At 66.1% G+C, this 19,208-nt stretch carries 20 protein-coding genes and 1 tRNA gene; 14 read left to right on the top strand and 7 right to left on the bottom strand.

Annotated features, from left to right (window positions below):
* Positions 1–3 precede the first annotated feature (3 nt).
* Both AC4EEV_RS11455 and AC4EEV_RS11450 read left to right on the top strand, forming a co-directional pair.
* A complete protein-coding gene (locus tag AC4EEV_RS11455; RefSeq protein WP_133831422.1) occupies positions 4–342 on the top strand; it encodes a hypothetical protein in 339 nt (112 codons plus the stop codon).
* A gap of 106 nt (positions 343–448) precedes the next feature.
* The gene (locus AC4EEV_RS11450) at positions 449–1,597 is read left to right on the top strand and encodes a baeRF2 domain-containing protein (RefSeq protein WP_133831423.1); all 1,149 of its coding nucleotides are present in this window, start codon (positions 449–451) and stop codon (positions 1,595–1,597) included.
* A gap of 69 nt (positions 1,598–1,666) precedes the next feature.
* On the opposite strand, the gene AC4EEV_RS11445 is transcribed toward AC4EEV_RS11450, so the two are convergent.
* Both AC4EEV_RS11445 and AC4EEV_RS11440 read right to left on the bottom strand, forming a co-directional pair.
* A complete protein-coding gene (locus tag AC4EEV_RS11445; RefSeq protein ID WP_491328976.1) occupies positions 1,667–2,203 on the bottom strand; it encodes a MarR family winged helix-turn-helix transcriptional regulator in 537 nt (178 codons plus the stop codon).
* Between the two features lie 128 nt (positions 2,204–2,331).
* Positions 2,332–3,153, bottom strand: coding sequence for a LysR substrate-binding domain-containing protein (locus tag AC4EEV_RS11440; RefSeq protein ID WP_208294390.1), 822 nt, complete (start codon positions 3,151–3,153; stop codon positions 2,332–2,334).
* Here AC4EEV_RS11440 and AC4EEV_RS11435 point away from each other — a divergent pair.
* Complete coding sequence (locus AC4EEV_RS11435) at positions 3,116–3,520, top strand: DUF5997 family protein (protein WP_026265045.1); 405 nt, start codon at positions 3,116–3,118, stop codon at positions 3,518–3,520. The two genes, AC4EEV_RS11440 and AC4EEV_RS11435, sit on opposite strands and share 38 nt — an antisense overlap.
* Positions 3,521–3,523: 3 nt before the next feature.
* Here AC4EEV_RS11435 and AC4EEV_RS11430 read toward each other — a convergent pair whose 3' ends face one another.
* On the bottom strand, positions 3,524–3,904 hold the full coding sequence (locus AC4EEV_RS11430) for a VOC family protein (RefSeq protein ID WP_018763390.1): 381 nt from the start codon (positions 3,902–3,904) through the stop codon (positions 3,524–3,526).
* Between the two features lie 154 nt (positions 3,905–4,058).
* On the opposite strand from AC4EEV_RS11430, the gene AC4EEV_RS11425 reads away from it, so the two are divergent.
* A complete protein-coding gene (locus AC4EEV_RS11425; RefSeq protein WP_491328975.1) occupies positions 4,059–4,676 on the top strand; it encodes a hypothetical protein in 618 nt (205 codons plus the stop codon).
* Positions 4,677–4,736: 60 nt separating this feature from the next.
* The gene (locus tag AC4EEV_RS11420; protein ID WP_018763392.1) at positions 4,737–5,345 is read left to right on the top strand and encodes a DUF6919 domain-containing protein; all 609 of its coding nucleotides are present in this window, start codon (positions 4,737–4,739) and stop codon (positions 5,343–5,345) included.
* A 21-nt stretch (positions 5,346–5,366) separates the two neighbouring features.
* On the opposite strand, the gene AC4EEV_RS11415 is transcribed toward AC4EEV_RS11420, so the two are convergent.
* Both AC4EEV_RS11415 and AC4EEV_RS11410 read right to left on the bottom strand, forming a co-directional pair.
* The gene (locus AC4EEV_RS11415) at positions 5,367–5,849 is read right to left on the bottom strand and encodes a pyridoxamine 5'-phosphate oxidase family protein (protein ID WP_491328974.1); all 483 of its coding nucleotides are present in this window, start codon (positions 5,847–5,849) and stop codon (positions 5,367–5,369) included.
* Positions 5,850–5,915: 66 nt separating this feature from the next.
* Positions 5,916–7,307 (bottom strand): flavin monoamine oxidase family protein, encoded by a 1,392-nt coding sequence (locus AC4EEV_RS11410; protein ID WP_491328973.1) that lies wholly within the window; start codon positions 7,305–7,307, stop codon positions 5,916–5,918.
* Between the two features lie 138 nt (positions 7,308–7,445).
* Here AC4EEV_RS11410 and AC4EEV_RS11405 point away from each other — a divergent pair, with 138 nt between their 5' ends.
* Positions 7,446–8,156, top strand: a complete 711-nt coding sequence (locus AC4EEV_RS11405) for a TetR/AcrR family transcriptional regulator (RefSeq protein ID WP_231369923.1) — start codon at positions 7,446–7,448, stop codon at positions 8,154–8,156.
* A 15-nt stretch (positions 8,157–8,171) separates the two neighbouring features.
* On the opposite strand, the gene AC4EEV_RS11400 is transcribed toward AC4EEV_RS11405, so the two are convergent.
* The gene (locus AC4EEV_RS11400; protein ID WP_491328972.1) at positions 8,172–9,101 is read right to left on the bottom strand and encodes an NADP-dependent oxidoreductase; all 930 of its coding nucleotides are present in this window, start codon (positions 9,099–9,101) and stop codon (positions 8,172–8,174) included.
* A 150-nt stretch (positions 9,102–9,251) separates the two neighbouring features.
* Between AC4EEV_RS11400 and AC4EEV_RS11395 the strand changes: the two genes are divergently transcribed.
* Positions 9,252–10,379: an L-talarate/galactarate dehydratase gene (locus tag AC4EEV_RS11395; protein ID WP_491328971.1), complete on the top strand. Its 1,128-nt coding sequence runs from the start codon at positions 9,252–9,254 to the stop codon at positions 10,377–10,379.
* A 9-nt stretch (positions 10,380–10,388) separates the two neighbouring features.
* Positions 10,389–11,120, top strand: coding sequence for a FadR/GntR family transcriptional regulator (locus AC4EEV_RS11390; RefSeq protein WP_133832430.1), 732 nt, complete (start codon positions 10,389–10,391; stop codon positions 11,118–11,120).
* A 107-nt stretch (positions 11,121–11,227) separates the two neighbouring features.
* On the opposite strand, the gene AC4EEV_RS11385 is transcribed toward AC4EEV_RS11390, so the two are convergent.
* Positions 11,228–11,310 (bottom strand) — tRNA-Leu (locus tag AC4EEV_RS11385).
* Between the two features lie 396 nt (positions 11,311–11,706).
* Here AC4EEV_RS11385 and AC4EEV_RS11380 point away from each other — a divergent pair.
* From AC4EEV_RS11380 to AC4EEV_RS11355, 6 genes are read left to right on the top strand one after another with little or no spacing between them, the layout of a single operon-like run.
* Positions 11,707–12,456, top strand: coding sequence for an FHA domain-containing protein (locus tag AC4EEV_RS11380; protein WP_018762788.1), 750 nt, complete (start codon positions 11,707–11,709; stop codon positions 12,454–12,456).
* Entirely contained in the window at positions 12,453–12,935 is a 483-nt protein-coding gene (locus tag AC4EEV_RS11375; protein WP_018762789.1) for an FHA domain-containing protein FhaB/FipA, read from the top strand. The genes AC4EEV_RS11380 and AC4EEV_RS11375 overlap by 4 nt, the downstream gene beginning before the upstream one ends.
* Before the next feature lie 2 nt (positions 12,936–12,937).
* Positions 12,938–14,635, top strand: a complete 1,698-nt coding sequence (locus tag AC4EEV_RS11370) for a PP2C family protein-serine/threonine phosphatase (RefSeq protein ID WP_491328970.1) — start codon at positions 12,938–12,940, stop codon at positions 14,633–14,635.
* Positions 14,632–16,029: an FtsW/RodA/SpoVE family cell cycle protein gene (locus AC4EEV_RS11365; protein ID WP_018762791.1), complete on the top strand. Its 1,398-nt coding sequence runs from the start codon at positions 14,632–14,634 to the stop codon at positions 16,027–16,029. Before AC4EEV_RS11370 ends, AC4EEV_RS11365 begins: the two co-directional genes overlap by 4 nt.
* The gene (locus AC4EEV_RS11360; RefSeq protein ID WP_026264867.1) at positions 16,026–17,486 is read left to right on the top strand and encodes a peptidoglycan D,D-transpeptidase FtsI family protein; all 1,461 of its coding nucleotides are present in this window, start codon (positions 16,026–16,028) and stop codon (positions 17,484–17,486) included. The genes AC4EEV_RS11365 and AC4EEV_RS11360 overlap by 4 nt, the downstream gene beginning before the upstream one ends.
* Entirely contained in the window at positions 17,483–19,198 is a 1,716-nt protein-coding gene (locus tag AC4EEV_RS11355; protein WP_133832428.1) for a serine/threonine-protein kinase, read from the top strand. Before AC4EEV_RS11360 ends, AC4EEV_RS11355 begins: the two co-directional genes overlap by 4 nt.
* The last annotated feature ends 10 nt before the right edge of the window (positions 19,199–19,208 follow it).

Raw genomic sequence — 19,208 nt, 5'->3', positions numbered from 1 at the left:
AGCATGATCCGCCGCCACGCAGCCCTCACCGCCGTCCTGTCCGCAGGTTTGTTGTTGACCGGATGCGGAGCGGCAGGGGACGCGGCCGGCAACGCGGCCAGCGCCGCCGCTTCCCAGGCCGCCTCCGCCGTTGCCCAGGAGGTCACCAAGCAGATCTGCGCCAGGGTCCAGGACGGACTTGTCAGCGTGGACGATAAGAAGGCGCTGGCAGGGTTGGTGTCCGCGGCCCGGGAGGCCGGGGTCCCGGCGGAAATCACGACGCCGCTCGGCGACGTGGCTGCATCCGGGGACCAGGTGCCGGCGGACTCGGTCAAAGCCCTCAAGGACGCCTGCCAAGCGTAAAGCTCCAAGGGGGGTCGGAAGTCCCTTCAGCGTGCCCCACTCCGCGGCTACGGTAAATTGACGAACCGCACCCGGGGTTGCGTCAGTACGCGCGGAGGAGACCGTCATGGCAGAACAACCTGGTTCGGGCCTGGAAGCGTACGCACACCTCTTCCGCCTGCAAGGTCCGTGGTGCACGGCCTATGTCGCCGCCGGGACCGGGACGGTGGACACCTTGGAAGCCGGCGACGTCAGGCCCGGCAACGCCCAAACCCGGCTTGAAGCACAGGGGGCAACATCCGCCGACATCCAGGCAATGGGCCAGGTTCTGACACCGGCGGCTGGTGTGCCCGCTCCTGCGTCCAGGTTCGTGTTGGTCCGTGCCGGGAAAGCTGAAATCAACGAGGTGCTCCCCGGCAGCCCCATACTCCCTGAATATATGGAAGTTGGGCCAGTCCCGAACCTGATCCCCCTCCTCAAGCACCGGCCGGAAGTAATTCACTACATCGTTGCAGAGGTAAGCCGGGAACACGGAGAAATCAGGTTGTACCGCACCGGGGCGAGCTTTCCAGGCAACGTGCGGGAAGTGGAAGGAAGCTCCGAGCACGTCCACAAATTTCATGGCGGCGGCTGGTCGCAGCTGCGTTTCCAGCACCACACAGAGGAAGTTTGGCGCCGCAATGCCAGCGACGTGGCGACGGAAATTGACCGGGTGGCAAGCGGCAGCCACGCGAGGCTGATTGTTCTCGCAGGTGACGTCCGGGCGCGCGGGCTGGTGCAGGAAAGCCTCTCGGACTCCAGCAGGGCTCTCGTCTCGGAGGTGGATTCCCATACCCATACGGCCGGTGCGGACAGTGCCGACCTGGATGACGAGGTGAACCGGCGCGTAGCCGCGTTGTGGGCAGAGGAGCAGGACGCCGTGCTTGACAGGCTGGCGCTTCAGGGAGGCAGGCCCAATTCGGGTTCCGCCCGCGGAGTCGATGCGGTGGTCAAAGCATTCCAGCAGGCGCAGGTGGAATGCCTGATCATGGATGACGCCGCCTTGTCAGGAGGGACCCTGCTGGCGTTGGATGCCGAACCGTGGGTCGCCGCCGCCCCGGACGAAGCCTTGGCTGCCGGAATTCTTGGCGTAGTTCCGGGCCCTGCGGCACTGGTGCGCGCCGCAGCCCTGACCGACGCCCGAGTCCTGTTGGTACCGGGACCGCTTCTGCCGGGCAACGACCACGTTGCGGCCCTGCTGCGCTGGCATTCCGGACCGGAAATGCCGTCGTCGTAGCACCAAGGGCATGCGCTGGTCATCGAATGATCGACTGCCGAACCGCCGGCACTGCAGTTGCGTGGCCGATTATCCGCCTGGACGGGATTGGTCCCAGCCGCGCAAGCCGCCGGCACGGCTGGCCTGGCCGCGGTGCCCCGTACGGTGTTCGGCCGGCGCGAAGGGAACTACTCCGGAGTCATGGCCCGGCGGGACCGCGTGGACGAACTTCGTCAGCTCCTCGCGGAGGGCTTTCCACGAAATATCGGAGTCGCGCGGGTAGGCGTTGACCTCCGCTTCCCGTGCGGCTTCGACCGCGGCACTGCCCGCATCCGTCAGTTCCACCTTTAGTTGCCGGCGGTCCGTGACCTGGCGGGTCCGGGTTATCAGGCCGGCGGCTTCGAGCCGCAGGAGGACCCGGCCCAGCGTCTGGCTCTGGACCCGGATTTCCTCCGCAAGTTGTTCCTGGTTCAGCGGACCGTCCGTCAACCCTTCCAGGGCAATGACGGCGGCACGGGTGAGGCCAAGGTGCGCCAGGGCATCGTCCTGGCGCCGCTGGATCAGGCGCGCCGCCAACGCGATCAGGCGGTAACTGCTCCGGGCATCAGGATCGAGGTTGCTGGTCATCGGGCCGCGGCCTTCCTGCAGGTGGCAAGGTGCTGGTCACCCCGCGTCGCTACCCTCCTACAATAAGCATGCTTAGCAACATATTCGCAAGTAGACTTATTATTTGGCCGCGACGGACCCGTAAATGATTATCTTTTGCCCTTTTTCCGCGATCCCCTGCCACGGCCCTTGTCCGGGTTGGGAGCATAGCGCTGGGCCACTTTCGGGGCTTTTTTGGTCCCGGTTCCCCGCCGGTCCGGTTTGGGATCCTTCTTTTCCTTGACCGGCTGGGCAGAGGGCTGCCGCGAACTGTGGGCAGTGCGCCCGCGGACGATGCCGATGAACTCTTCAAGGACCTCGTCCGTGGCGTCAACAGGCCAGGCCAGCCCGATTTCCGTCCCGTCCAACCCGGTCAGCCGCCGCGCCACCGTGTCTTTGACGTTGAGGTGGCGCGCCACCGGCATGGGGAGGATCACCAGCCCGGCGCCGGTGGCAACCACCTGGAGCGCCGCCTCCGGTCCACCCAATGAGGCCACATCCAGGATCAATTCCTCTTCCAGGTCGGCGAGCGCCACTTCCTCGAACACGGAGATCTCGTGGCCTTTGGGGGCCACCACCACGGGCTGCTCCTCATACAGCGGGATGACATTGAGGCCGGTCCGGTCCACCGGAAGCCGGACAAAGGCCATGTCCGCCCTGCCGTCGCGAAGCACCTCCAGCTGGTCGCCGTCGTCAACCATGGATGCGCGCAGCGGAATATCCTGCATCCGCTCCTCCCACCGGCGGATCCACTTACCGGGCGTCACTCCTGCCACGTAGGAGATGCGAAGCATCCGCGGCTCTGCGCCGGCAACGGCGTCAGGGGCGTCAGGGGCAGGGGTATTGTCGGCGGGCACGTCTTCACAGTACCCGCCGCCCGGATACCCTTGAAGCATGACCTCTGCAAACTCCCAGTCCATGAAGCCGGCCACCGTTGCCAAGAAACTTGGCATCTACCTGCCTGCTGCGCCGCAGGAGTTCCAGGATTCAACCATCACCCGCGAGGAATTCGCCGAGCTCCAGGCCAACCCGCCGGAGTGGCTCGCCGAGCTCCGCCGCAACGGCCCGCACCCCCGCCCGGTGGTGGCACAGAAGCTGAACGTGTCCATCAGCGGCCTTGCCCGCGGCGGCGTGGAGGAAGCGCTTACGACGGCGGAAATCACCGCCCTGCTGCAGGCACCGCCACAATGGCTGGTCACCGAGCGTTCCACGCACGCTGCCGTCCGCGCCGAGGCCCAGCGGGTCAAGGAAGAGGCGGCGAAAAAGCAGGCCAAGAAGGACCGCGCGAAGGCGGAGTAGCCCTCAGTCCTGGTGGATCTGGATGTAGTTGCCGCAGCCGTCGTCGAACACGGCACTGGTGCCGAAGGGATCCGTGGTGGGCGGCGTCTTGAAGCTGACGCCGGCCGCCGTCAGCCGTTCGAATTCGGCCTGGACGTCCGGGACGCCGAAGACGATGGCGGGCAGGCCCGCTTCGCGCACGGCGTTCATGTAGTCCGCGCCGATCGGGTTGTCGCTGGGCTCCAGGAGCAACCCCGTGGAACTGTCGTCCGCGCCGGGGTCCTTGATGATGTAGAGGTTGTACTCAGGCATGGCCATGAGCGTGTCAAAGCCCAGGGTCCCCGTGTAGAAGGCATGGGCCGCTGCGGGATCCTGGACATGAATGCTGCACATTTTGATACGCATGGGTCCACGCTACCCACCTCCCGATGCTTTGCAGTACCCCCTGTGGCCATTCCCTGACGCCATTGACGCGGTGCCCGGAAGACGATGCAATGGAATGACCAGCCCGGGCGTTCCGGCCGGGGCCTGCGGGCGCTGGAGGTGCACAATGTCAGCCATGGCCGAATTCCTGTTCCAGGGACTGCATCAAGGTGCGTGGGCGGTCCTGTTGTGTGGTCCGGTCCTGGTTGCCAGCGTGGCCGCCACAGTTTTTGCCGTACGACGCCGGGCACTGGGACCCAAGGGCCGCGCCGCCGAGGTGCCGGACCAGCTGTTCTGGGACCTTTTCCTGGGCTCGTGCGTTGCACTTCCGGCGTTGATCATCGCTGCGATGGTGTCCCCCTGGTCCGGGCTTGTCATGGCGGGCGCGGCGGTGGCCGCGGGAATTGCCGCCCACCACGCCACCCCCCGGTACCTGGCCTGGCATGCGGGCCGCCGTGAGCACCGCCGGCAGCTCTCTGCCCATCAGGCGGCGACAGCTCGGCATGACGAGCTTTTGCTCCGCTGGCGCCGCTATGAGCTCGATCCGGCCAGCATGATCGACTACCCCGCCCTGACGGACGTGCGCCTGCCGGAGACCTCCGCCCTGATCAAGGCGATGCGCACGGCGGACCAGCTGCGCACTGCCGCGCACGCGACGTACCCGGACGCCGTCGGGAGCCTGGCGGCGACCCTGGCGGCGGCCGAACGGGCGGCCGGAATTCCATCCCGCCAGCCGGCCGACCAGGCCGGCTGAGGTTAACTGCTGTGTCGGGGGCGGTGGATCGGGCCGCCGCCCCGGCGATAGCATCCGAAGATGAAGCCTGAGGAAGTGCCCGTCCGTGACAAGTTCGGCCGGCTGTTGGAGGACCGTGGAGTCTGGCGCCAAGCCACTACCCTTGAGGCCGCCGGGGAACTGACGGCCCGGTGGCTGGAGGGCGGTAGTTCCTACCAGCCCGGACACTTTGCCCCGGGCTCCGACGACGAGACCAGGCCCATCGCCGGGGCCTTGGCAGAGCTGAACCGGCACGGCCTCTTCACCAAGGAATCCCAACCGGGCATCCGGGACGGTGCGGCGGCGCAACGCGAATACGTCACGGGCTTCTGCAGTGCCGCCACCGCTGGTGAACTGCTGGCGCTGTCCACCCGCACCGAACTGGTGACGGTGGCGCACGCGCCTGGCGAGGCCAGCAGCGCAGCCATCCCCGTGACCATCGCCGGATCGGAAGTGACCACGGTCCTCGGCTCCAGCGAAAACCCGGTGGAAGAGGAACAGATCCGGGACTGGGCCGTGGAAACCAACGATGCCCTGGCCCTGCTCCTCGCGGACTCCTGGTACGTGGAGATTCTGGATCCGCTGTGGGGCCGCAATGACGTGCTGCTGCCGGCAGTCCTGCAGGCGTTGAAAAGGGCGGAGCAGCCGTAGCCGCTCCGCCCCCTGGTTCTGCTAAAGCTCCACGGTTTCGCTCTCGCCAACACTCATCCGACTGTTGGTGACCTTAGACTTCACCCACTGCAGCACGGTGGCCGCAGTGCCACCCGGGCTGGTCCAGTACTCCGCGGAGTCCGATTCGACCCGGAGCAGGCACACTTCGGGGGTGTCCGGACCGTCGGGGAACCACGCCTCGACCACCTGGTTCCACATTTCGTGGATCTTGGCCCGGTCCGTGACCACCTCGGCGGTTCCGGCAACGGAAACCCATTCGGTGTTCTTGCCAAAGGCGACGTTGACGCGCGGATCTGCCCGGACGTGCGCCACCTGCGAGGTGCCCAGGCCGGTGAAGAACCACATATCGCCGTCGTCCATGACCTCCTGGACTGCCAGCGGCCGGCTGACGAGGGCGCCTTCTTCGTTGATGGTGGTGACCATCCCGATCTTGGCATCGTTGATGATCTCAGTAACCTTGCTGATGCTCTGCGCGTCAGTCATGCCTCACCTCGTTCGTCTGAAGTCGGGGACGCTCCCCGCCGCCAGCCTATTAGTAAGCATGCTTATTTACCAGCCGGCGGCAACCGGAACCTTCGCCACCTCGGCGATGCGCGCGGCGGTCAGGCGCCCCATGCGGACGGCACCGTCGACGTGCTGGTAGCCTTCCGCGGCCAGGTCGGACGAGGACCAGTAGATAGGACCCACGGGTGCCAGCTGGTCCTTGCCGTAACGGTGCAGGCCGCCCAGGTCGTAGCTGGCAGCGTAGGCGCCCCGGGTCCACTCCTCCGAGCCCCAGTCGGACTCGTAGTAAACCTCCGGAGCCAGAGCTTCGTCGCCAAGGAAGCCGGCAATGGATTCCAGGATGGCCTTCTTCCGGGCGTCGGCGCTGAGCTCAAAGACGGCGTCCGCCTTCTCATCCGAGACGAAGCCCACCAGCGTGCCGCGGGAATCTCCGTAGTTGGTGTTGTCGTAGACCTCCTGCACCAAAGCATCCGCCCCAAAGCCAGTACCCGAAAGTCCCTTGTCCCGCCAGAAAGGAGTGGCGTAGACGGCGTGGACCTTGATGACCAGGCCCAGGGACTGGTGCTGGTGCATCTGGTGCTGGCGGCGCGGCAACGGCGGGTTGAACGAGACTCGGGAATAGAGGTTGGGCGGCACGGCCATGACCACAAACCGGGCGTTGACGGTAGCGCGGTCAGACTCGACGGCGACCCGGTAGCCGCCGTCGGCATCCTGCTCCCAGTTGATGGTGCGCACCGGGGAGTCCAGGACGACGTCGTCGCCCAGTTCCTGCGCCTGAAGCAGCGAAACCTGCTGCATCCCGCCCACCACGCGCCGGTCGAGGATGAAGTCCTCGTCCGTCAGGTGGGTGAACGAGCCGGCGGAGGCGGCCATCAGGACCGCCTGCAGGGCGGAGAAGGCGTGGGCCGGCTTGGTGAGCATGCCGCCTGCGATGAAGAGGCCAATGTTCTTGCAGGCTTCCTCGTTGGCCGAGTGTTGCCGCAGCCAGTGATGGAAGGAAATGGTGTCCAGTTCGCGGGCCTTCGGGTGGGCCCACGGTTCCGTGGCGCCAATCTCGGCGGCCAGGCCGTCCAGGAGGGCCACCAGGCGGTCCATTTCGACGGCGGTGTCCGCGTCCACGGGGAAGGAATCGCCGGTGTAGCGCACGGGGATGCCGTCCGCGCCGATGTAGATGGACTCGCCGTCGCGGTAGCGCGGGTAGGTCTCCAGGTTCAGTTCCCGGAGGAGTTCCAGGAGGGCGGTCTGGTCCGGGGAAACCCACTGGCCGCCAATCTCGAGCATGGCGCCGTCCACGGTGTCCGTCCAGGTGCGGCCGCCCACGCGGTCGCGGGCCTCAAGTACGGCGACGGTGAGGCCGGCCTTCTTCAGTTCACGGGCGGCGGTGAGTCCGGACGGCCCGGCTCCAACGACCACGACGTCGCGGTTCAGGTTCAGCATGATGTCCTCTCTTCGGCTTCCCTAGTGATGGAAACCACTAAATGAATGGCATTCATTTAGTAGAACTATAACCGGTGGCATCCGGGAGCGGAAGTCCCGGATGGAATAATGCTGGAGACCACCGACGAAAGGGCAGGAATGCCGGCACTATCAGCCGCACAGGGACGCGCCGCCACCAGCGGGGGCGCGCAGAAGAGGCGGGCGGGCAGGCCGTCGGCGGCGGTCTTGGACAAAGCGGGGATTACCTCGGCCGCGCTGAAGCTGGTCAGCCGCAAAGGCTATGACGGGCTGACCATGGCCGCCCTCGCCAAGGTGTTGGACGTTGCGCCGTCCGCCCTCTACAACCACGTGGCGTCCAAGCACGACGTGCTGCTCCTGGTGGAGGACCATCTGATGTCCTTGGTGGATGTCTCCGGATTCGGCGGCAGCAGCTGGGAAGACGCCGTGCGCACCTGGGCCTGGAGCTACCGGGATGTCTTTGCAGAACACACCCCGCTGATTCCCGTCATCGCCGTCCTGCCTGTGACGGATGCCCCGCAGACCCTCGCCATGTACGAGACCGTCAGCAAGGGATTTTCGGACGCCGGCTTTCCCCAGGACCGGATCGTACCCTCCATCGTGGCACTGGAGTCCTTTATCTTCGGCTCCGCCTACGACGTCACGGCGCCCGAGGACATTTTCGACGCCGGTTCAATGGCGGAATCCACGCCCTATTTCACGGCGGCCGTGAGACATTCGGCATCAGGGCAGGAGGCCTCGGCCGGGCAGGAACGCGGCCGCCCGGCCGACACCGCCTTCCGCCTCGGACTCGAGGCGCTGATTGCAGGATTCGGCGCAATCAGGAAATAACGGGCAGTTGCGGACTCAGACTGTGTGATCCACCGTCACCACGATCTTGCCCCGGGTATGCCCCTCCATGTTGAGCCGGAATGCGTCCGCCGCCCGGGCCAGGGGAAACACCTCGGCAACCTCCACCCGCATCTTCCTCTCATCCACCAGGTCCGCCAGTTCCTGAAGCTGGGCGCCGACAGGGCTGACCCACATCCAGGTGCCGCCATGCTCTTCAACGTCACTGTCGGCGATCGAGGCATGCCGTCCGCCTTCTGCAAGCACGGCGAGGGTGGCTGCCAGGTTGCCGCCGACAAAATCGGCAACCACGTCCACCCCTCCGGGCCGGAGGGACCGGACCCGGTCGGCAAGACCGTCACCATACGTGACGGGGTGCGCGCCCAGGGAGCGGAGGAAATCGTGGTTCTTTTCCGACGCCGTCGCAATGACTTCGGCGCCCAGCGCCACGGCAATCTGGATGCCCAGGGATCCCACGCCGCCGGCGCCGCCATGGATCAGTACGGTCTCGCCTGCGCTGAGGCCAAGGCGGTTCAGCACCTGGTAGGCAGTCAAGCCCGCCAGCGGAAGGCCTGCGGACCCGTTCCAGTCAAGGGCGGCGGGCTTCCGCGCCAGGAGCCTTTCGGGCAAGGCAATGTATTCGGCGAAGCTGCCGCCGTGGACGTAGTCCTTGCGCCCGTAGGCGATCACTTCGTCGCCGGGTTTGAACTGCCGGGAATCGATTCCCACCGACTCCACCACGCCTGCCACATCCCATCCCGGGATCGCCGGGAACTGCAGGTCCATGGCCGCATCCAGGTAACCCGCCATGATCTTCCAGTCCACCGGATTGACTGCAGCCGCCTTCACCTTGACCAGGACCATTCCCGGACCCACCTTCGGCATGGGCTGCTCGGTGAGCTCAAGGACGTCGGGGCTGCCGTATTCGCTGTAGGTAATTGCTTTCATGCCTGGGTCAACAGCACCGCAGCCCGGCGCTATTCCTGCCGCGATCCCGGAGTGGTGAGCACAACAAAAGCCCAAACTTGTAATACAAGTTATCAACTTATATCCTAAAGAGGTGGGCGATGGAGCCCAGTCACGCCCCTAGGAGTATCAATGAGTACTGTCGATCTGATCCGGCACGTCAAGCTGTCCACCGCACGCCTGCCGCTCACTGTCCCCATCAGCGACGCCAAAGTCTTTACCGGCCGGCAGAAGCCCATGACCGAGGTGGTCTTCCTGTTCGCCGAGATCACCACCGAACTCGGGCATTCGGGCATCGGCTTCAGCTACTCCAAACGGGCCGGCGGACCGGCACAGTACGCCCACGCCAAAGAGGTCGCCGAGGGCCTGATCGGCGAGGACCCCAACGACATCGCCAGGATCTACACCAAACTCCTGTGGGCCGGGGCCTCCGTGGGCCGCTCCGGCGTCGCCACCCAGGCCCTGGCCGCCATCGACATCGCCCTGTACGACCTGAAGGCAAAACGCGCAGGCCTGCCCCTGGCCAAGCTCCTGGGCTCGTACCGCGACTCGGTGCGGACCTACAACACCTCCGGCGGCTTCCTGAACGCCACCCTCGAAGAAGTCAAGGACCGGGCCAGCCGGTCCATCGAGGAAGGCATCGGCGGCATCAAAATCAAAGTAGGCCTGCCGGACAGCACGGAAGACCTCCGCCGGGTCGCCGGCATCCGGGACCACATCGGCCCCGACGTCCCACTGATGGTCGACGCCAACCAACAGTGGGACCGCGCCACAGCCCTGCGCATGGGCCGCCGCCTCGAAGACTTCAACCTGGCCTGGATCGAAGAACCGCTGGACGCCTACGACTTCGAAGGCCACGCCCACCTCGCCCACGTCCTGGACACCCCCATCGCCACCGGCGAAATGCTCGCCTCCGTCGCCGAACACAAAGCCCTGATCAACGCCAACGGCTGCGACATCATCCAACCCGATGCCCCACGCGTCGGCGGCATCACCCAATTCCTCCGACTCGCCGCCCTCGCCGACGAACGCGGCCTGGGCCTAGCCCCGCACTTCGCCATGGAAATCCACCTCCACCTCGCCGCCACCTACCCCCGCGAACCCTGGGTAGAGCACTTCGACTGGCTCGACCCGCTGTTCAACGAACGCCTGGAAACCAAAGACGGCCGGATGATCGTCCCGGACCGCCCCGGCCTCGGCATCACCCTCAGCGACCAAGCCCGCGCCTGGACAACCGAAAGCGTGGCCTTCGGCGCGTAACCTTGACCCATGAGCCGGAACCTCACCGCGGATCTCGCCGCTGACCTTCGCAACCGCATCGTCGACGGTGTCATCCAGCCGGGCGAGAAGCTGCCCAGCGAAAACACGCTCATCAATGATTTCGGCGTCAGCCGCACGGTGGTGCGTGCAGCACTGACAAGGCTGCAGGCCGAGGGACTCGTTGAAACCGAACGCGGACGCGGCAGTTTCGCCCTCACGCCACCCTCGGACGCACCGCCGGCCATGCCGGGTGGACGCCCAGTGACCAGCACAGAGGACAGGCTCCACCTGCTGGAATTCCGCATGGGCGTGGAGACGGAGGCCGCGGCACTGGCGGCCCGCAACCGCACGGACAGGCAGTTGCGGGCCGTCGGCACCGCACTGGAAGCCTTTACCGAAAGCTCGGGCCACCCTGCCCACGCCATGAAGTCGGACTTTGAATTCCACCGGGCCGTGGCTGCGGCGTCCGGCAACCCCTATTACTCCGACTGCCTGGCGGCCTTGGGGCAGACCATGATCGCGATGCCCCGCACGCGCCTGATGACCGGCGTCGAGCATTATGCCCGGGACCATTTCGACCAGGTGGTGCTGGAGCACCGCTCCATCCTGGAGGCCATCGCCGATGGTGACGAGGCGGCCGCGGCAGCTGCCATGCGGAGCCACCTGGCCAATTCACGACGCCGGTTCAAGGCGTCCGCGCGCCCGGCCGCGCAGCAGGACGCTTCGCCGCCGCATTCCTAAGCGTGTTCGCACACCCGCTCTTTATAGGGACGGATCCGCGAACAAGCCCATGAGCGGCCAGGAACGCAAAAAAGCCCCGGTCCAAGACCGGGGCTTTTCCATGTGCGTGCGCGAGGGGGGATTTGAACCCCCACGCCCTTTCGGACACTGGCACCTGAAGCCAGCGCGTCTGCCGTTCCGCCACTCGCGCGCAACTTCTTCCACTCAGCCGGCCCGGATTTCCGTACCTGCACCTCGTAAAAGCAGCAAGATCAAGCATAACGGACACATGCGGCAAATTACCAATTGGCCGCCAGGCCGCCGCCTTCGGCACCCCCGGACCCGGCTGTCGGCAGGGAAAAAACTGCACCGGAACGGGCCTTCGACGCCGCCGAACGCCGGGCCGGCGCGAGGGACGCCCGGATGTGAAGACGAACTTTTGCCGCCGCCCGGCCGTTGTGGATTAAGGTCATTCACGGGGCTGGACAGTAGTATCGGATACAGGAGCGGCTGCCGTCGGCAGCCACCCCACAATGCGGCGCACTGCACTGCAGGTGCTGGTCAGGAACAACGGCTTCCCTGGAACCGGGGGGAAAGGAGAAGAACCATGGGTCTGCTGGACAGGGTCGAACGCGGCATTGAAAAGGCCGTCCGCGGTGTCTTCTCCACCGGTTCCAAGGCCCAGGTCGAGCCCGTGGAGATTGCCAGCAGGCTCCGCCGCGAAGTGGACCACAAGGCCCTTACCGTGGCCGCAGGCCGCACATTGGTGCCCAACGTTTTCGATGTCCAGCTCAGCGATGAGGACTTCCGGCGGGCACAGGAGTGGGGCACTCCCCTCGCCGAAGAACTCTGCGACGTCGTCATCAACCATGTCCGCGGCCAGGGCTACATCCTCCAGGGGCCGGTCAGGATATCCTTTCGCCGGGAGTCCGGGCTTCGGGCCGGTGACTTCGAGATCGCTTCCTCGACCGAGAAATCCCAAGGTGCCCCGGCTCCTGCACCCGCCCAGGCGCGGCCCAATGTTCCCGCGGCACCGAGCCGGCAGCCGGCGAGGCTCCAGCCTGTGCTCGATATTGACGGCCAGCGTTATTCGCTGAACGCCCAGTCCATCATCCTGGGCCGGTCCTCCGAGGCAGACATCCACATCGAGGACACCGGTGTCTCGCGCCGCCACCTCGAAATCCGCACGGCCGACGGCGTAACGAATGCGGTGGACCTTGGTTCCACCAACGGCAGCTACGTCAACGGGCAGAGGGTCTCCGGAAGCACCGAACTCACGGACGGCTCCACCATCACGATGGGACGGACAAAGATTATCTTCCGCCTGCTTCCTGCCAGCCCGGGTGGCCGCGCATGAGCGACCTCACCATCACCGCGCTGCGGTTCGGCTTCCTGCTGCTCCTCTGGGTGCTCATCTTCAGCATCGTCTCGGCCATGCGCCGCGACCTCATGGTGGGCCGCAAGGCAGCTGCCGGCGCACCCACGGCACGCCAGGTCCGCCGTAACCCGGAACTGGCCGAACCGCTGCAACAGCCTGTGAAGCAGCAGGCCCGGCAGCTGGTCGTGGTGGAAGGCCCACTCAAGGGCAAAACCCTTCCCCTGGCCGCCAGCCCCATCCTCCTGGGACGCGCCCAGGAAGCCACCCTGGTCCTGGAGGACGATTACGCCTCCGGCCGCCACGCCAGGCTGTTCCCGCAGGGAAGCCGGTGGTTCATCGAAGATCTCGGCTCCACCAATGGAACATACCTGGGAGACCAGCAACTGACCCGCGCCTTGCCGGTTGAGCCAGGGGTACCCGTGAGAATCGGCAAGACGGTCATCGAATTGAGGCCGTAGCCGTGGCCGTCACTGAAAAAACCGCACCCGGACCCGATCCGGCGGAGCGGCCCCTCATCATGCGTTACGCAGCGCGTTCGGACGTGGGCCGTATCCGCTCCAAGAATGACGACTCCGCCTACGTGGGCCGGCACCTCGCGGTGGTGGCCGATGGCATGGGCGGGCACGCAGGTGGTGACGTCGCTTCCGCCGCCACCGTCCTGGACATGATCCACCTGGACCGGCCCGACTACGGCGACGATGCCGGCACCATCCTGGCCGACGAAATACAGACCGCCAACTCCCTGCTCTCCGAACTGGTGCACATCAACCCCAAGCTCGCGGGGATGGGCACCACCGTGACCGCCCTGCTGCTGGCCGGGGGGAAGCTGCACTTCGCCCACATCGGCGATTCCCGCGCCTACCGGCTCCGCGACGGAGAATTCAAGCAAGTCAGCGTAGACCACACCTTTGTCCAGCGGCTGATCGATGAGGGCCGCCTCCGGCCCGAGGAAGCCGAAACGCACCCGCACAAGAACGTCCTGATGCGCGTCCTGGGTGATGTCGACGCCAGCCCCGAGCTGGACCTGGACACACTGGAAGCGCGGCAGGGCGACCGCTGGCTGCTCTGCTCGGACGGACTGAACTACGTTGCAGGGCATGCCGTGGAACGGACAATCCGGGAAACCAAGGACCTGCGCGAGTGCGCGGAAACCCTGGTTGACCTGACCCTTGAGGCCGGATCCCCGGACAACGTCACCGTGGTGGTGCTGGACATCGTCCCGGAAACGGCCGACGACGTCAGCACGGCCGCCGTCGAGATCATCATGCCGCCGTCTGGCAGCATGCCCGCTGCCGCGGCAGCTGCCGGAGGGGCCGCCAAGCCTGCAGCCCCCGCTTCGGATCAAGCCAGGCAGGCTCCCGCGCCGCCGGCCACCGGCACCGGCGACGATGCAAAGGAACCTACATCCACCGCAGCCGGCGACGGCGACGCCACTGACCCGGACTCACGTTCCGCCGAGCCCGGCAGCACGGACCCGCACTTGGGCGAACACCTGTCCGCCGAGGTCCTCCGCGAGGAGCTTGCCTCCCGCCCGCATGAACTGGTGGGTGCGGCTGCTTCCGCCGCGGAATCCGGGTCCATCCCCACGGTTGCCGGGCGCACCGTGGCCAGGCGCGCAGCAACATTGCTCACCCACAAAGCGGAACCGGCCGGCGACACCGCGGACACCCTTGTTCCGCTTCGTCCCCGCCGCTGGATCGCGTGGTCCGTTGCAGCCGCCGTGGTGGTCGTGGTGGCCATTGGCCTCTGGCTGGGCTATGCCTGGACTCAAACCCGCTATTACGTGGGCGAGTTTGATTCCCGGGTGGCCATCTACAACGGGGTTTCCCAGCGGCTTGGCCCCATCCAGCTCTCATCCCTCGAAGCCGTGACTGATATCCGGATGGATTCCCTGCCGCCCTTCTCGCAGCAGCGCGTCCGCCAAACCGTGCCGGCGAACGACCTCTACGACGCCCAGCGGATCGTCAAGAACCTCGAGCTGACGGGCAGCACGTCACCGGAAGAGGAATGCCCCAAGCCGTCCGCGTCCGCGTCGCCACCCGCACCAACCGACAGTGCGGCTCCTCCGCCGGCATCAGGCGCCCCCGTACCGGCGCCCACCCCGACGGCACCGTCACCATCTCCCACACCCACCATCACCTGCCAGGGGGCCAAATGAGCCAGGTCAACACCGCCCCCAAGCCCCGCCGCAACGTTGAGCTCCTCCTGCTGCTGCTTGCCCTGACGGTGGGCATCGGCGCGAACATGCTGGTGGGTGTGGACCAGCAGAAGGCCTTTGACTCCGATTTCTGGTTCCAGTCAAGCCTGTTGGCCGCAGCATCCCTGGCGTTCCACGGCGTCCTGCGCTTCCGCGCGAAATATGCTGATCCGGTAATACTTCCACTGGTAGTTGCCCTGAACGGCCTGGGCCTGGCGATGATCCACCGGCTGGACCCTCCCGGCGGTGATACCGGGAACAACCAGCTCCGCTGGACCCTGATCGCCATGGCCGTGGCCATTGCAGTCATCTGGTTCCTCAAAGACCACAGGGTGCTGCGCCGGTTCACGTTTATTTCACTGGCGGCCAGTGCAGTCCTGCTGGTGCTCCCCCTGATTCCAGGCATCAGCGCCGGTGAAATCCTCGGTGCCCGCGTGTGGATCCGGATAGGTCCCATGACCTTCCAGCCCGGTGAAATCGCAAAGATCACCCTGGCGATCTTCTTTGCCGGCTATCTCTCCTCCAACCGGGACCTCATCCTGCTCGCAGGCCGCAAGGTGGGGCCGCTGCAGTTCCCGCGTTTCAAGGACCTCGGCCCCATGATCGCCGCCTGGCTGGTGAGCATTGGCGTCCTGGTCTTCCAGAGCGACCTTGGCTCCTCCGTCCTGTTCTTCGGCCTGTTCATCGTCATGATCTATGTGGCCACCAGCCGCATCAGCTGGGTCGTCATTGGCATGGCGCTGTTCCTGGGTGGCGGCCTCATCGCCTCGCAGGTTTTCTCCCATGTGGGCCTGCGGATCGACGGCTGGCTGAACGCCTTCACCGATGAGGTCTACGGGCGGCAATACGGCGGCAGCTTCCAGATCGTCGAGGGCCTCTTCGGCATGGCCAACGGCGGCCTGGTGGGTACCGGCCTGGGGCAGGGGCGCCCCGACCTGGTTCCGTTCGCCAACAGCGACATGATCATTGCCTCCCTGGGCGAGGAGCTGGGCCTGATCGGACTTTTCGCGGTGGTCCTGATGTACCTGCTGCTGTTCACCCGCGGGTTCCGGGCCGCCCTGGGTACCCGGGACGCCTTTGGAAAGTTGCTGGCCTGCGGACTGTCCTTCGCGGTGGCGCTTCAGTGCTTTGTGGTGATCGGCGGCGTCACGCGGCTGATTCCGCTGACCGGCCTCACCACGCCCTTCCTGGCTGCGGGAGGCTCGTCCCTGCTGGCCAACTGGATCATCGTGGGGCTGCTGCTGATGATCTCGCACACGGCCCGTGGGCCGGTTGACACCACTCCGCTGCCGCCGTCGGCCGGGTCCGAATCAACAGGTATTGATACTCCAACCGAGGCGGTGAAGCACGCATGAACCAGGCAATACGGCACTCATGGGTCGCGGCCATCGCAATGTTCGCCCTGATCTTCGGGGCCATCAGCTACGTGCAGGTGGTGGGCGCCGATGAGCTCAAGGACAACCCGTGGAACAAGCGCGCCATCCTCCAGACCTACTGCAATGACCGGGGTTCGATCATTGTGGGCGGAACTCCGGTGGCGGAGTCGGTGGAGAGCAACTCGGAAACCTGCAAATTCCAGCGCACGTACACCCAGCCCGAGCTGTATGCGGGACTGACCGGGTATTTCTCCCAGAACTACGGCGCCACCGGGCTGGAGCAGTCCATGGGGGCCGAACTGGCAGGCAACTCGGACCAGCTCTTCCTGGACCGCGTAGGCCAGCTCTTCCTGGGCAACCAGCCCAAGGGCGCGTCGGTGGAACTGACCATCGATCCACAGATCCAGCAGTTGGCCTACAGCCTCATCCCGGATGGCCAGCGCGGCTCGATCGTCGTCACCAATCCCAAGACGGGCGCCATCCTTGCGATGGTGTCCAAGCCGTCCTACAACCCGAACCTGGTGGCCACGCAGGATCCCACTGCGGAGAGCACCAACATCAACGAACTGGTCAAGGTGCCCGGCATTAACCTGAACCAGAACGTCAGCGGCCCCACCGGCGCGCTGCTCGCCCCGGGATCCGTTTTCAAGCTCGTGGACACGGCGGCCGCGCTTGCCTCGGGGAAATACAACAAGGACAGCGTGCTGCCCAATCCCGCTGAGATGCCATTTGACGGCATCCAGTACAAGCTGCCCAACTACGCCGGCGGCAACTGCTACACCAGGGACACCGCCACGTTCGCGTTCGCACTCCAGCAGTCCTGCAACACACCGTTCGCGAGCATCGCATTGGACCTTGGCCGCAACGCCATCGCCGACCAGGCTAAGAAGTTTGGGATTGGCGAGGATGTCGGGGACCAGCTCAAGCTCGGCCATGCCCAAGGCAACGTGTTCCCCGACAACCTGGACAAGCCCGGACTGGCCCAGTCCGCCATCGGCCAAAAGGACGTCCGGGTCACGCCGCTGCAGGTCAACATGATGACGAACGCCATCGCTAACGGCGGCGTCCAGATGGCGCCAAGCCTCGTCAAGACCCTGCGGTCCCCGGATCTGCGCGTCATTGACGAGCCCCAGCCGGCACAGCTCAGGACGTCCACCACCCCGGAAATCGCCAAGCAAATCACCGACTGGATGACCAGCGTGGTGACCGACGGCATCGCCAAGGGCGCGGCCGTCCCCGGGGTACAGGTCGCTGGCAAGACCGGCACCGCTGAACTCGGAAACGGAACCAACAACTCGTGGTTCACCGGGTTCGCCCCCGCTGATAACCCGAAGGTCAGCGTCACGATTGTCATGGAAGGCGTAGACATCTACGCGGGAGCAAAGCTGACCAGTCCCAACGCGAAGAAGATTTTTGAGGCGGTGTTGAATAAGTGAGGCCTACAACCGGAATCACCCTCGGCGGCAGATTCCAGCTGACCACGCGGATCGCGATCGGCGGTATGGGCGAAGTCTGGAAAGCCAAAGACCTCGTCCTGGGCCGCATCGTCGCGATCAAGGTGCTGAAGGAGGAGTACACCGGCGACCCCGGCTTCCTGCAGCGTTTCCGCGCCGAGGCCCGCCACACGGCCCTGCTGAACCACGTGGGCATCGCCAACGTCTTCGACTACGGCGAAGAGGAGGGCTCCGCCTACCTGGTCATGGAACTGGTTCCGGGGCAGCCGCTGAGCAGCATCATCGAGCACGAGCAGGTGCTTTCACCGGACCGTACGCTCTCGATGATCGCCCAGACTGCCCGGGCCTTGGCCGTCGCGCACGCGCAGGGCCTGGTCCACCGCGACGTCAAGCCGGGAAACCTGCTGATCACCCCCGACGGCCGGGTCAAGGTGACCGATTTCGGCATCGCCCGCCTCGCCGACCAGGTCCCCCTGACCCAGACGGGCCAGGTCATGGGAACAGCGCAGTACCTGGCGCCGGAACAGGCCACCGGGCAGACCGCCACCGGTTCATCGGACATCTATTCCTTGGGCGTCATCGGCTACGAGTGCCTCACCGGCCACCGGCCTTTCTCCGGTGAATCGCAGATCGCCATTGCCTTGGCCCAGGTGAACGATGCACCGCCACCGCTCCCGGAGTCTCTCCCCACCCCGGTCCGTGCGCTCCTGATGTCCATGCTGGCCAAGGATCCGAAGAACCGCCCGGCCAACGCCATCAAACTGGCCGAGGCCGCGGAGGCCATCCGGAACGGCGACATCAACGCAGCTCGCGCCGCCGTGCCGGGCATGCTGCTGTTCGATGCCGAGACCGGACCCATCACCGCCCCGGTGGACACAGCCACTGCTCCCACCGGCGTGATCGGCGCGCAGCGTGATTCCGCTCCCACCGCAACGTCGGCATTGCCGGTCCTGGGCGCCGGTGCCGCCGGTGCCGCGGCCGGGGTTGCTGCAGGCGCAGCGGCCGCCGGCGCGGACGGCCCGCAGGGGCATCTTGCGCGCGCCAACGCCCTGGCGGCGGAACGGAACTGGGACCAGGAGGAGGAGAGGTACGACGACGGCCCCGCCGACGAGCCGCGGCGCAAGGGCCGCAGTCCCTGGACCTGGCCTTTGGTCGCCCTAATCCTGCTGCTCCTGTTTGCCCTGGTGGGTTTCCTGTTGAACCAGGTGGGCCTCTTCTCGCCGGCCGGCAACCCGACGTCCGGCACCAGCACCAGCACCAGCAGCACCCCTTCCCCGTCGGCCACCCCAACCCGCACCACAGCGTCGGCCACGCCCACGCAGACCCGCAGCACACCAACGCCCACGCCCACGCCCACCCAGGACACGGTCAACGTGATTCCGGCGGCCTACCTGGGCAAGGATTACCGGCAGGTCCAGGCTTCGCTGGCCGGCCTGGGGCTCCAGGTGACGGTCCTGCCGCAGGAGAGCACCGCGACCCCGGGAACTGTCCTGGAGCTGAACCCCACCGGAACAGTGCCCAAGGGTTCGCTGATTACGGTCATCTACGCGACGGCTCCGAAACCCGCCCCCACCACGGCGGCCCCGACGCCGGCGCCCACCACCTCACCCGTGGCGGGGCCGACGCCCATCTCACCGCTGCCAACCTGTGCGGCCGGCCAAACGCCCGGAACGCCCCCGACCTGCACTCCCTGACCGCCGGGAC

Source organism: Pseudarthrobacter sp. MOO14 (assembly GCF_058267675.1).
Note: the sequence above shows the minus strand (reverse complement) of the source record. Positions and strands in the feature narration are given on the sequence as shown.